The following is a 12,928-nucleotide window of genomic DNA, read 5'->3' on the forward strand; positions in this document are numbered from 1 at the left end:
CCCGTGGAGAAGGAGGAGCGGTGGTCGCTTGTGGCACGACCGCCGTTTTCTCATTCGAAACCTGGACAGAAGCGAATCTTCGCCGGACAAGTATTCCCAAAGCGCTTGTCGGTCGGTACTTTCACTGTGGTGTCATACGGAGCTCTTCCCGCACTCGAACCCTCGAATCAAGAGCGTCCGCCCCCACCGGTCACGACGAAAGGAAATCCCCCGCATGAAGCTCGGGAGTAAGGTCGCCGCGTCCACCGCCACCGCGGCTCTGGCGATCGGCGGCATCACCCTCATGGCCGCCCCGGCCCAGGCCGACCTGATCACTCTGTGCTCCGGACATGGCGGCGCGATCACCCTGCCCACGGACCTCAAGGTCCCGGCGGGCGCGAGCTGTTACCTGGACGGCACCGTCATCCAGGGCGACGTCACCGTGGAGGAGGGAGCCAACCTGCACATCGTCGGTGGCTCCATCAAGGGTGAGGTATCGGTCAACACCGAAGGTTACTTCGACGCCTCCGACAGCACGGTCGACGGCGACCTGGTCAACGCCGGGTCCTACGGAACCTACCTGGAGGAGGGGAGCTCGGTCGCCGAGCTACGGGCCCAGGCCGCCGACGGTGCCGCCAACGACGGTTTCGTCTACGTGGTCGACTCCTCCGCGGCCTCCATCGACGCCGCCACCGGTGAGCTCTACGCCAATGGAGCTCGCGTCGGCGGTGGCGTCAACGCCGACGGTGTCGTCTACGCCGATATCTACGACAGCGTGATCCGCGGTGACCTGACCGTCAACGGGTCCGCCAGTGGCGGGATCCTGTGCGACAGCGAGGTCCTGGGCGACGCCACCTACAGCGCGAGCTCCGGCCCGGTGGCGGTCGGCGCGGGCGAGACCGAGGGCTACTGCGCCTCGGTCAACTACATCGACGGCGACCTGTCGGTCACCGGCGTCTCCGGTGGCGCCTACATCGACAACAACATCGTCGGTGGTGACCTGGTCGCCAACGGCAACAGCCCCACCGCGCAGATCGGTGACGCCAACCGTGTTCGCGGTGGCATCGTCACCCAAGAGGTCGCCATGCGTGCCTTGGCCGCCGAGGTGACCGCCGAGTTCGAGGCCCACGAGGCCGACTTGGAGGAGCTGGTCGAAGAGGCCCGCGCCGAGACCATTGAGGACGCCATCGAGGCCGGTCCCGCCTTCGAGTAACCCGTTCGGGTGAACGGAACACCCTCCACGGCGGCGCCGGTGGCCCTTGGTCACCGGCGCCGCCGTATCTTCAGGGCTCGGGCCGCAGGAGGACGAGCGGGATCCGGTGCCACCGATGGCCGCCGAGAAGGCTCGCCGGTTCGTTGACCGTAGGTGGTGGGTCGGGCGCTGTGTTCGTCGCGCTGTGCCCGAAAGGCTCTGACGACAGTGGAAGATGACGGTGCGGGAACGCCGGTGGGGGAGGGCGGTGGATGATCGCGGTGATGGCGTCGGGTATCCACGGTGACCACGTAGCGGGCCCGAGCCCCGGACGCTTCCGTTGCGACCGAATCGACACCATCTGAGGGAGAGCACGGTGCCCACCACCTACGGTGACCACCCCAGTCAGATCGTCCACCGTCACGCACCCCGCACGGCACCAGGCCCCGCCCCCGTGGCGGTCCTGCTGCACGGTGGGTGGTGGCGTGACCGCCACGACGCCGGTCTCATGGCTCCTCTGGCCGATGACCTGCGCGATGCCGGGTGGGCGGTATGGAACGTCGAGTACCGCCGCACCGGTGCTGATGGCGGTGGTTGGCCCCAGACCGTCGACGATGTCGCCCGGGCCTTGGATCTGCTCGCCGACACCGCCGACCACGATGATGCCCTGGACGTCTCTCGAGTCGTGGCGATCGGGCACTCCGCAGGTGCTCATCTGGCACTCATGACCGCGACGGAGTCCCTCGTGACCTCGGTGGTCGCGCTCGCACCCATCACCGACCTGCGTCGCTGCGCGGAGGAGGAGCTGGGGGAGGGGGCCGTCGCGCCCTTTCTCGGACCCGACCCCGCACCGGGGCTGTACGCGACCTCCTCGCCCTTGCACCGGCTTCCTCTCGGTGTGCCCCAACTGGTGCTGCACGGCGACGCCGACCAGCGCGTTCCGGTCGAACACAGTCGTGACTACGTCGCGGCGGCACGGGAGGTGGACGACCCCGTCGAGTACCACGAGATCGCCGGGGCCGACCACTTCGCCGTCATCGACCCCGGACATCGGTCCTGGGGCACCGTGCGCGGTGCCCTGAGGGACGGGTGGGGCTGAGCCTGCCGGGTGGAGGCGTCCGGTGGGTGATGGGACCCATTTCAGTGGACGAGGGGCCGGCTCCGACAGACGGCCGGGCCGGCCCCTCGTTCGACCTCACTCCGCTCACGGGACTCACCGCGTGGTGCGTTCGTGGCGAGCGAAGGTCAGCCGTTGCTCTGACCGGCGTCGTTCGGGTCATTGGAACCCTTGGTGCTGGAACCGCCCTGGCCGCCACCATTGCGCCAACGGTCGGCCATGGAGTCGAAGAAGCGGCCACCCGCGCGTCCGGCCCCGTCGGCCACCCCGCGCAAGGTGGTGACCAACGGGTCCGAGGTGCGGTTCCACTCCTCCCGGTAGGACCTCGCGGCGTTGCCGGCCTCTTCGGAGACACTGGCCTCCCGGTCGGTGGCGCGGCGCGGGTACTCGCCGTCGACGATGCGTCGGTACTCGCCGCTTTCCACCCAGCGGTGCAGTTCGGCCACCCGGACCACCGCGAACGGATGGGTCGCGGGGACGGTGGTCATCAGTTTGAGCACGCTGTCCACGGCGTCGCCACCACCTTCGTACTCGCGAGCCTGCTCCATGAACGCGTCGGGGTTCATTTGGGACAGGTTGGATCCACCGGCGAGCTTCATCAGGGCGCGCTTGGCGGCCTCAGGGTTCTGGCAGGTGAGCAAACCGGCCCGATCGCTGGACAGTTCGGACTTGCGTTGCCATTCCCGGAGGCCGGCCAGAATCGCCTGGATGGCGATGGCGCCCAAGGGGATCCACATGATCTTGGTGGACAGCCACACCAGGAGGAGGAGCAGGGTGCGGTAGACGGCGTGACCGCTGAGTACGTGTCCGACCTCGTGGCCGATGACGAACCGCTTCTCCTCGGCGTCGAACAGGTCGAACAGACCCGTCGTCATGACGATGAAAGGTTTCTTGCGGCCGATCGCCATGGCGTTGGGCTGGGGGTCCATCTTGACGTAGAGCTCGGGCACCTCGTCCAGGTCCAGGACGTAGGCGGCGTCGCGTAGGTAGTCGTGCAGTTCCGGGAACTGGGTGGGGCTGACCCGTACGGCGCTGGAGAGGAACATCAGGCGCAGGCTGCGCTCGTTGATACGCCCGAAAACGGACTTGACGAGGGTGTCGAAACCCGTCAACGATCGCAGCGCGACCAGGGCGCCGCGGTCGGCGGGGTGCTCATAGGCACGCGGTGAGATGTCGGTGAGCCGCACACGGACGCGGTCTGGTGAGTTGGCCATATCGGCATGCTATGCGTCACGATGCGGCTTGGCCACGGTTTACGCCCAACGAGATATGACTCGTTTTCGGGTGCTCCTTTCGGGGCGGGAGGAAGGGACCTCCCGGGGCGGAGGAAGGAAGCTGATGCATACCTTGTTCGAGCAGTTCAGGAGAGGGAAGGGGGAATCCGGGTGAGCTGGTGGGCGGCTGCCCCGTCCGTGGAGACCCAGGGTCGGCTAATCTCAGTTGGCCGAAACCGGCAACAAGGCGATGAGATGGCCAGGAGGCCAGCAGTCGGATATGACGGCTGGAAGATGAGTGTTCACCGCGAAATGGAGCGCACAGTGATGAATGAGGCCACCGACGCCTCCCAGAAGAGCGGCTCCGCTCCCGCCAGGCGGCGCGGTGCGGCCCCGACCAAGGTCGGCATCATGGGCGGCACCTTCGACCCCATTCACCACGGACACCTCGTGGCCGCCAGTGAGGTCGCCCACCTCTTCGGCCTCGACGAGGTGGTCTTCGTTCCCACGGGACAACCCTGGCAGAAGGATCTGAACAAGGTCACCCCCTCCGAGGACCGTTACCTCATGACGGTCATCGCGACCGCTGAGAACCCCCAGTTCAGAGTCGATCGGGTGGAGATCGATCGCTCGGGACCCACTTACACCATCGACACCCTCCGCCAGATGAGGGCCTCCTACGGTCCCGACGTGGAGCTGTACTTCATCACCGGAGCCGATGCGCTCGGAGCCATCCTCAGCTGGCACAACGTCGATGAACTCTTCGACCTCGCACATTTCGTAGGCTGTAACCGGCCCGGACACCACCTCAGTGACACCGGCCTGCCCGATGGCAAGGTCTCCCTGGTGGAGGTGCCCGCGCTCGCGATCTCCTCCAGCGAGTGCCGCGAACGCGTCCGCAAGGGCGAGCCCATCTGGTACCTGGTGCCCGACGGCATCGTCCGCTACATCAACAAGACCGGGCTCTACCTGGAGTCCTGAAGGAATCCGATCCGGAGCCCGAAGGGGCTTGGTCCCAAGTACCGGAAACCGGGGTTCCATCGAATCCCGGTCGACACCCGAACAAGTAAGGCAGCAAGCACAACGTGACAGCCACCGATAGGGCAGTGGAACTCGTCCAGGTCGCCGCGGAGGCGGCGGCGGACAAACTCGCCGAAGAGATCATCGCCTATGACGTGAGCGACCAGCTCATCATCACCGATGCCTTCGTGCTGTGCTCGGCCCCCAACGACCGTCAGGTTCGCGCCATCGTGGACGAGGTCGAGGACCAGCTTCGTATCAAGTCCGGAGTCAAGCCGGTTCGTAGGGAAGGGGAGCGGGACGGCCGCTGGATCCTGCTGGACTACGCCGACATCATCGTGCACATCCAGCACGAGGAGGAGCGAGGATACTACGGACTCGAACGCCTCTGGAAGGACTGCCCCGAGATCGAGCTCCCCGAGGGCTCGCGCGGAGCCGAACGTAGTCCGTTGGACGAGCGTTGACCCTGAGAGCGGGTAGGACTTTCGAGGGTGGGTGAAGACTCCAAGGGCGCGCGGCGACCCGGCGGGCGGGTAGTGGATGCGTGCGGTGCGACCTGCCGGACGCGCGGTGATTCCGCGCGGGATCGACGACCGGCGCTCCGTCGGGTCCACGGGACCCCACGGACAGGACCCCAAGCGACCGCGGTCGGTCGCCGGAGTAGAAGGACATCACGTGAGCGACATCCCCCGTGTGCTGTTCTGGCGGCACGGACGCACTGCTTGGAACGTCGAGAAACGCTTCCAAGGACAGACCGACATCGAGCTCGATCCGGTCGGCCACGCCCAGGCCGAACGAGCAGGTCGACTGCTCGCCTCCCTGGGACCCGACGTCATCGTCGCGTCCGACCTCAAGCGTGCCGCCGACACCGCGGGGTACCTTGGACGCGCCTCCGGGGTTCCGGTGGAGTTCGACAAGGGATTGCGTGAGCGTTTCGGCGGTTCCTGGGAGGGGCACACCGCTGCTGAGCTCGCTGAGCTCTGGCCGGTCGAACACCCCACCATGGATATTCCGGATGGGGAGGACATCGCCGACGTAGGCGACCGTATGCGCGCCGCCATCGACCGTGGAATCGCCAAGACGCCGGCCGGGGGTTTGCTGGTCGTGGTCAGTCACGGAGCGGCACTGCGTGTGGGCATCGCCCGGATGCTGGGGATTCCCGATGATCGCCGTGAGCTTCTCGGGCCGCTCAGCAATTGTTGCTGGTCCATCCTGCAAACGCGAGGTCCGGCCTGGCGTCTGATGGAGCACAACGCCGCCAGCCTGCCCGAGCCCGTGGTCCTCAGTGACGATGTCTGAGTGCCGGGTGCTCGGCTTCGGTCGGCGTGAGGCCAAAAGGCCCGGCCTTCGTTTCGACTAACCGCCCCGAATCCGCTAAAGTTCAGGGAGTCGGCGGGGCGAACACCTCGCACGACTCCCATACGGGGCTATGGCGCAGTTGGTAGCGCGCCTCCATGGCATGGAGGAGGTCTGGGGTTCGAATCCCCATAGCTCCACGGACTCAGGACGATCCTGCTCGCGCGTGAGCGCGCTCGCGGGGTCGTCCTTGGTGTTTTCGGGGGAGACCCCCCGGACCCCCCGGTGTGACCCCCTTGTGGTTCGGGTCGTGTTGGTCGGTGGGGTGGTCGGGGTGTTTCCTCGCGTCGTGGGACCGCATCTTGCGGGGCCTTGCCCAGGGGCCGTTCTCGTTGTGTGGGCGGATGGGGTTCTCAGGTTCTGATCCAGGCGGTGCTGTTGCCGGGGAGGTGCTCGAAGACCTCGGTGCTGGCGAGAAGGACCTCTCCGTCCGGCATGGGGATGGGGGAGGTGCCGGTGTTCATGACGACCAGCACGTTCGACCGGCGGAAGGCCAGGATCGGGCCCTGATTCAGGTCGTCCCAGACCAGGGTTTCATCGGAGGTGAGTTCTCGGCGCAGACGTAGCGCGTTCCGGTGGAGCCACAGGGTCGAGGTCGGATCTTCCTCTTGGGCTTGGACGGAGTACTCACCCCACCAGGAGGGTTGAGGGAGCCAGGAGCCGTTCGATCCGAAACCGAAGGACGGACCCTTCCTGGTCCAAGGGAGCGGCACACGACAGCCGTCACGGCCCTTGTCGGTGCCACCGCTGCCCTTCCACCGAGGATCTTCCAGAGCCTCGGTGGGAAGGTCGGCCACCTCGGGCAGCCCCAGTTCTTCGCCCTGGTAGACGTAGGCCGAACCCGGAAGGGCCAGGGTGAGCAGGGTCAGGGCGCGGGCACGATCCCGGCCCAAGGCGTGGTCGGGTTCGGGTTCGTTGGACAGGAGCCACCGCCGGGGGTCGGTGCCCTCGGGAAGGCCCAGCAGGGAGGGTTTGCGCACCACGTCGTGGTTGCCGGTGACCCAGGTGGGGACGGTCCCCACCCGGGTGGCGTCGGCGATCGAGGAGGTGATGATCCTCCGGTAGGCGTCCGCGTCCCAGGGGGTCAGGAGGTACTCGAAGTTGAACGCCTGGTTCAACTCGTCGGGCCGGGTGTACCGAATCCGGCGCTCGCCGGGCAGCCACACCTCGGCGACGGTGGCACGAGGCGGATCGTAAGCCGATAGTACCTGGTTCCAATCCCGGTACACCTCGTGCACCTCGGGACGATCGAGGAAGGGGTGGTCGGGGTTGGCCGCGATGTCCTCGAACCGGCCTCCGTCCACGAGGACCAGGTCGCGCAGTGGATCGAGGTCCTTGACCAGCGCGTAGGCCACGTCGATCCGGAAGCCGTCCACCCCTCGGTCGCTCCAAAAACGCAGGATGTCGCGGAACTCCTCGCGCACTCGGGGATGGTCCCAGTTCAGGTCGGGTTGCTCGGGGGCGAACATGTGCAGGTACCACTGTCCGTCCGGTACCTGGGTCCAGGCGGGCCCACCGAAGGTGGAACGCCAGTTGGTGGGCGGCTCGGCACCGTCACGGAATATGTACAGGTCTCGTTCGGGTGCGTCGGGAGAGGCCAACGCCGCCTGGAACCACGGGTGGGCCCGGGAGGTGTGGTTGGGCACGATGTCGATCATGACCCGTAGATCGCGGGAGTGCGCGGCCTCGACCATGGAGTCGAAGTCGGCGAGCGTGCCCAGGAGGGGATCGACCCCACGGAAGTCGGAAACGTCGTAACCGCCGTCGGCCCAAGGAGAGGGGTAGAACGGCGACAGCCAGATCCCGTCCACGCCCAGCGCCGCGACGTGGTCCAGTCGGTCGGTGATCCCCTTCAGGTCACCGACGCCGTCGCCGTCGGAATCGGCGAGACTACGCGGGTACACCTGGTAGAGGACGGCGTCGCGCCACCACGTTCTCATGGTCGCTCCCTTACGGTCGAGGTGGACTGGCGGAGGATGAGCTGGGTGGGCATCTCCACGTGTCGGTGAGGGGCGTCTTCGTTGAGGATGCCGATGGTCAGTTCCGCGGCGGCCGTTCCGATCGCTCGGGGGGCCTGGTCGACCGTGGTCAGGTCCAGGACCGAGGCGACCTCGTGGTTGTCGAAGCCCATGAGGGAGATCGCACCGGGTACCGGGACACCGGAACGGCGCAGTGTGCGGTAGGCGCCCATGGCCATGTCGTCGAACTCGGTGAGTACGGCGGTGGGCGGGTGGTGCTCGGCGAGCAGTTCGCCCATGGCGAGTTCTCCGCCCCGGCGGCCGGGCGAGGACAGCACGCTCCACTCGGGGAGTCCGGCGTCGGCCATGGCGGCGCGGTAACCCTCCAACCGGTGTCGGGAGCTGAGGCTGAGCCAGGGACCGCCGGTGGAGCCGATGTAGGCCACCCGGGTGTGCCCCAGGTTGAGCAGGTGACGGGTGGCCTTGGCGGCCCCCTGCCGATCATCGATGAACACGCAGGCCCGGCCGGGCACCTTCTGTCCGGTGAGTACCAAGGGCACACCCACGTCGTCCAAGCGCTCGCATTCCTCGCTGGACAGGTCCATGGAGACGGTGATGACCGCGTCGCTGTTGCGGCGTAGGGGCAGGGACCGGGTCCAGCCGCGCTGTCCGCGCAGCTCACCGACCTGGTGGACGAGCATGTCCAGGTCCGCGTGGCGCAGGGTGTCGCTGATACCGGCCAGCACCGAACCGAAGAACCAGGGCTGGAGGAAGGGCACGATGACCGCGACTCGGCCGGTGCGCCCGGTGACCAACCCGGAGGCGTTCCGGGAGACGACGTAGGACAGTTCGTCGGCCGCGCTCTGAACTCGTTCACGAACGACGGGCGAGACTCCGGGCACACCGCGCATCACGCGGGAGACCGTGGACAGGGATACCCCGGCGAGACGAGCCACGTCCCGCATACTCGGGGGGCGGTTGGACATGAACCTACGGTAAGAGTGATGACCGGGTTCTGGCAACGTTTTCATCAGACTTGCTTGTGATCACGATGAGCTCTACATGCGCTGTGTATGACTACCGGGCAGGAGTGTTGACTACGTCACATGCTCAATGGCATCGTTTTCATACAGTTGAACCGGCGGTCGTTCCGATACCTCGACGCCGCGCCCCACGTGTTCGTGGACGGCGCGAAAGGAGAGAGTCATGTCAGTACTTCCATGGCACAGGAGGCACGCGGGGCGGGCGAGTGGCGCCGCCCTGGCGGCGCTGGCCCTGACCCTGATGACGGCCTGCGGAGAACCACCGGGAGAGGAGTCCGACGCCGAGGGTGAGAGCGCCGGCCTGGCCGACGACCCCCAATTCGTCTGGGCGGTCACCGGAGCCGACCGGCAGATCCACGAGGACGTCGCCCGCCTGTGGAACGAGAACAACCCCGAGCAACAGGTCGAGGTGTTCTTCCTGGCCCCCACGGCCGACGAACAACGGCAGGCCATGTTCCAGGACCTGCAGTCCCAGGCCGGGGAATTCGACGTTCTGGGACTGGACGTGATCTGGACCGGTGAGTTCGCCGACTTCGGGTACATCGAGAGCCTGGAGGACATGCGCGGCGAGATCGAGGGGGTCAGCCTCCCCGGCGCCATCGACAGCGCCCAGTGGCAGCAGGAACTGTACGCCCTGCCCTACTCCTCCAACGGTGCCTTCCTTTACTACCGGACCGACCTGATCGACGAACCCCCCACGACCTGGGACGAGCTCTACGAGACCGGGATGGAGGCCGCCGAGGAGGAAGGCATCGCCCCCTTCGTCGGCCAGGGCGACCAGTACGAGGGCTTCGTCGTCACCTACCTGGAGATGTTCTGGTCCGCGGGCGGCGAACTCTTCGACGACGCCCAGGAGAACTCCACGTTCCTAGAGGGCGACGCGGCTCAGACCGCCCTGGACTTCATGGTCGAGGGGCAGGAGAACGGCTTCTTCGCGGAGGGCTTCGACTCCATGGTCGAGGACGACGCCCGTGCCCTGTTCCAGTCGGGTGAGGCCGTGTACATGCGCAACTGGCCCTACGCCATCCCGCTCCTGGAGGGCGAGGAGGGCGAAGAGAGCGAGGTCGCCGGGAACTTCGACGTGGCCCCGCTGCCCACCTTCACCGGTGAGGGCACCACCAGCGCCCTGGGTGGCCTGAACAACGCCGTCAGCAGCCTCAGCGAGAACAAGGACCTGGCACGCGAGTTCGTACTGTGGGCCGCCACGGACGCCGAGGCCCAGGACATCCTCGCCGGACACAGCCTGCCGCCCACCATGCTCAGCGCCTACGACGACGCCGACGACCCCAACTTCGAGATGCTCGGTGAGATCCTCGCCGAGGCCGACGCCCGTCCGCCGGTGCCCGGGTACAACTCGCTGTCACTGGTGATCCAGGACAACCTGCACCCGGCCTTCTTGGGCCAACAGGACCCCGAGAGCGCTCTGGAAGCCGTGGACAACGCGGCCAACGACGCGCTCGAACAGGATTAGGGACGCGATGAGCAGCCCTGCTTCTGTTTCGGGTGCGGGTCGCGGTGCTGGGGGAGCCGGCGCCAAGACCGTGGGCAGACGCGCCCAGGGACTGGGAGAGAAGGCGATGGGGCGGATCTTCCTCGCCCCATCGCTGACCTTCATGGCCCTGATCGCGCTCTTCCCGGTGTTCTACGCCATCGGGATGAGTCTCTACAACATCCGAGGGTTTCACCGGGACTTCGTGGGTGTCGACAACTATGTCGACGCCCTGACCGATCCCAGCTTTTGGAACGCCGCCAAGAACACACTGATCTTCACCGTGGCGTCGGTGTCCCTGGAGTTCGTCATCGGGATGGCGTTCGCGCTGATCATGCACCAGGCCTTCGTCGGCCGTGGCCTGACCCGAGCGGTCATCCTGGTTCCCTGGGTGATCCCCACGGCCGTGGCCGCCCAGGTGTGGCGGTACATGTTCGACCACAACCCCGGCTTCGTGAACGCGGTGCTGGGAACCGAGATCAACTGGCTTCGGGACCCGGCTTGGGCGATGGTCGGCATCATCAGCGCCGACGTGTGGAAGACCGCCCCGTTCGTGGCGCTGTTGCTCCTGGCCGGACTCCAGACCATCCCCAGGGACTACTACGAGGCCGCCAAGATGGACGGGGCGGGGGTGGTCCAGAGGTTCTGGTCCGTCACGCTGCCGCTGCTGCGTCCGGCGATCGTGGTGGCGTTGCTGTTCCGCACCGTGGACGCGCTGCGCATGTTCGACTTCGCGTACGTGTTCGCCGGGTACTCGAACTCGTTGGCGACCCTGTCGGTGTACGCACAACGATTCCTGGTGGCCGAACCACAGTTGGGTTACGCCAACGCCCTGTCCACGGTCACGTTCGTCATCGTCATGCTCGTCGGCCTGGCCTTCATCAGCAGGATGGGCCGTCAGATGGTCGGTGACGTGGGGCGGAAGGAGAAGCGATGACCGCCGAAGAGACGCGGGCAGCGGCCCGGTCGGTCCGGGCCGCACACCGGCCCCGGCGTGGTACCCCACCGTTGGTGGTCAACACGCTCAAACTGCTCGGACTGGCGTTGGTCCTGGTGTGGTGCCTCTTCCCCTTCCTGTGGATGGGCATGACCAGCCTGCGCACGGGGTCGGTGGCGCTGACCGAACCCAACATCCTCCAAGGGCCCTTCAACTTCGGGAACTACGAGGAGGTCATCGGGCAGGGGTTCCTGTTCCCGTTGCGCAATTCGCTGATCGTGGCCTCCGCGACCACCCTGATCTGCATCCCGGTGGCCGCGCTGGCCGGCTACGCGCTGGCGCGCCTTCCACTGGCGGGGGAGNACTGGTGGCGACCTTGTTCCCACCGGTGGCGCTGGTCAACCCGCTGTACCAGATGTACCTGCAGCTCAACGAGTGGACCGGAATCAATCTGCTCAACTCCTACGCGGGCATGGTCATCCCGTACGTGGCACTGACCCTGCCGCTGGCCATCTTCATCCTCACCACGTTCTTCGCCGGCATCCCGAAGGAGATCGAGGAGTCGGCGAAGGTGGACGGAGCCACTCCCCTCCAAGCGTTCTTGAAGGTGGTCGCGCCGCTGGCCGCACCGGGCGTGGGTGCGGCGGCCATCTTGACGTTCGTCTACGCCACCAACGAGTTCCTGCTCGCGTTCTCGTTCGCTCCACGTGACCTGAACGTGCAGACCGTGCCGGTCTTCGTGGGCACCTTCGAGAGGGTCGGTTACGAGAACCCGGTCGGACAGATCATGGCGGCCTCGGTTCTGGTCTCCGTCCCGTTGATCGTCTTCGCTCTGGTCCTGCAACGTCGAATCGTCGCGGGTCTGACCTCGGGGGCGGTGAAGGGTTGATCTCGGCGGTGTCGAAGGACTGACCCCGAGAGCGTGTGGTGTTTCGGACCCGTGCGGGCGTGTTCCAACGGTGGTCGCGGCACCCCGAGTTCTGGGAGGCTGCGACCACCGTGTCGTTCGCGCACGAACTCGACCGGCTCGGAGAAGCCGGGTCCGCGCGCATGTGGCGGACCCGGCTTCACGGGCATGCTTACAGGTAGAGGCCGGTTCCCCGTTCCGGAGACTCGTTCGCGATCGCGTGTACGTCCCGCTCTCGCAGGATCACGTACCGCTCGCCGTTCAATTCGACCTCGCCTTGCTCTTCCGGGTCGAAGAGCACACGGTCACCGGTTTTCACGTGTCGGGCGCCGGTTCCCGCGCCCCGGACCTCGCCCCACGCGAGTCGGGTCGCCAACTTCACCGTGTCCGGAATGACCAGACCCGCGCTGCTGCGCCGCTCACTCTTGTCCGGGACCGCCTTGACCAGAAGGCGATCGTGGAGCATCTGGATTTCAAGTTTGGATTCGGGCACATCCCCAGGATATTCACCCCGGAGGAGGACTCGGCTCGCTCAGAGCGCTCAGCACGGTTCCGGGTGGACATCGGTTCGGCACTCGGTGGACCTTCGATGTTCGTCCCTGGTTCGAGCGGCCCTCGAAGTCGGGTAGAGTATCCACATGCCGAGCGGGGAAACCGCCCGGCAGACCAGGGGCTATGGCGCAGTTGGTAGCGCGCCTCCATGGCATGGAGGAGGT

At 66.5% G+C, this 12,928-nt stretch carries 11 protein-coding genes, 1 tRNA gene and 1 pseudogene; 9 read left to right on the top strand and 4 right to left on the bottom strand.

Going from position 1 to position 12,928, the window contains the following annotated elements:
* The first annotated feature begins 214 nt into the window (after nt 1-214).
* Together D472_RS0122525 and D472_RS0122535 are read left to right on the top strand one after the other, a co-directional pair.
* Complete coding sequence (locus D472_RS0122525; RefSeq protein WP_017606706.1) at nt 215-1,192, top strand: hypothetical protein; 978 nt, start codon at nt 215-217, stop codon at nt 1,190-1,192.
* Nucleotides 1,193-1,547: 355 nt separating this feature from the next.
* Nucleotides 1,548-2,270 carry an alpha/beta hydrolase family protein gene (locus D472_RS0122535; RefSeq protein WP_017606708.1) on the top strand — a complete coding sequence of 241 codons (723 nt, stop codon included), beginning with the start codon at nt 1,548-1,550 and terminating at the stop codon, nt 2,268-2,270.
* Between the two features lie 146 nt (nt 2,271-2,416).
* On the opposite strand, the gene D472_RS0122540 is transcribed toward D472_RS0122535, so the two are convergent.
* Entirely contained in the window at nt 2,417-3,502 is a 1,086-nt protein-coding gene (locus D472_RS0122540; RefSeq protein WP_017606709.1) for a M48 family metallopeptidase, read from the bottom strand.
* Nucleotides 3,503-3,829: 327 nt separating this feature from the next.
* Here D472_RS0122540 and nadD point away from each other — a divergent pair, with 327 nt between their 5' ends.
* The 4 genes from nadD to D472_RS0122560 all read left to right on the top strand — a co-directional run bounded on the left by nadD (nt 3,830) and on the right by D472_RS0122560 (nt 6,018).
* A complete protein-coding gene (gene nadD, locus D472_RS0122545) occupies nt 3,830-4,483 on the top strand; it encodes a nicotinate-nucleotide adenylyltransferase (RefSeq protein ID WP_017606710.1) in 654 nt (217 codons plus the stop codon).
* Between the two features lie 104 nt (nt 4,484-4,587).
* Nucleotides 4,588-4,986 (top strand): ribosome silencing factor, encoded by a 399-nt coding sequence (rsfS, locus tag D472_RS0122550; protein ID WP_026117978.1) that lies wholly within the window; start codon nt 4,588-4,590, stop codon nt 4,984-4,986.
* Between the two features lie 211 nt (nt 4,987-5,197).
* Nucleotides 5,198-5,821: a histidine phosphatase family protein gene (locus tag D472_RS0122555; protein WP_017606712.1), complete on the top strand. Its 624-nt coding sequence runs from the start codon at nt 5,198-5,200 to the stop codon at nt 5,819-5,821.
* A 124-nt stretch (nt 5,822-5,945) separates the two neighbouring features.
* Nucleotides 5,946-6,018, top strand: a tRNA-Ala gene (locus tag D472_RS0122560).
* A gap of 213 nt (nt 6,019-6,231) precedes the next feature.
* Here the strand turns inward: D472_RS0122560 and D472_RS0122565 are convergent.
* Together D472_RS0122565 and D472_RS0122570 are read right to left on the bottom strand one after the other, a co-directional pair.
* Nucleotides 6,232-7,818 (bottom strand): glycoside hydrolase family 13 protein, encoded by a 1,587-nt coding sequence (locus D472_RS0122565; RefSeq protein ID WP_017606713.1) that lies wholly within the window; start codon nt 7,816-7,818, stop codon nt 6,232-6,234.
* Nucleotides 7,815-8,822 carry a LacI family DNA-binding transcriptional regulator gene (locus tag D472_RS0122570; protein WP_033304478.1) on the bottom strand — a complete coding sequence of 336 codons (1,008 nt, stop codon included), beginning with the start codon at nt 8,820-8,822 and terminating at the stop codon, nt 7,815-7,817. Before D472_RS0122570 ends, D472_RS0122565 begins: the two co-directional genes overlap by 4 nt.
* A gap of 220 nt (nt 8,823-9,042) precedes the next feature.
* Between D472_RS0122570 and D472_RS0122575 the strand changes: the two genes are divergently transcribed.
* The 3 genes and pseudogenes from D472_RS0122575 to D472_RS26955 all read left to right on the top strand — a co-directional run bounded on the left by D472_RS0122575 (nt 9,043) and on the right by D472_RS26955 (nt 12,194).
* Nucleotides 9,043-10,350 carry an ABC transporter substrate-binding protein gene (locus D472_RS0122575; RefSeq protein ID WP_017606715.1) on the top strand — a complete coding sequence of 436 codons (1,308 nt, stop codon included), beginning with the start codon at nt 9,043-9,045 and terminating at the stop codon, nt 10,348-10,350.
* A gap of 106 nt (nt 10,351-10,456) precedes the next feature.
* Nucleotides 10,457-11,305 carry a carbohydrate ABC transporter permease gene (locus tag D472_RS0122580; protein WP_017606716.1) on the top strand — a complete coding sequence of 283 codons (849 nt, stop codon included), beginning with the start codon at nt 10,457-10,459 and terminating at the stop codon, nt 11,303-11,305.
* Nucleotides 11,302-12,194: pseudogene (locus tag D472_RS26955) on the top strand (carbohydrate ABC transporter permease). The gene D472_RS0122580 and the pseudogene D472_RS26955 overlap by 4 nt, the downstream one beginning before the upstream one ends.
* Nucleotides 12,195-12,384: 190 nt before the next feature.
* Here the strand turns inward: D472_RS26955 and D472_RS0122595 are convergent.
* A complete protein-coding gene (locus D472_RS0122595; RefSeq protein ID WP_026117979.1) occupies nt 12,385-12,678 on the bottom strand; it encodes a GroES family chaperonin in 294 nt (97 codons plus the stop codon).
* Nucleotides 12,679-12,928: the final 250 nt, after the last annotated feature.

The organism is Nocardiopsis alkaliphila YIM 80379 (assembly GCF_000341005.1).
GTDB classification, from domain to species: Bacteria; Actinomycetota; Actinomycetes; order Streptosporangiales; family Streptosporangiaceae; genus Nocardiopsis; species Nocardiopsis alkaliphila.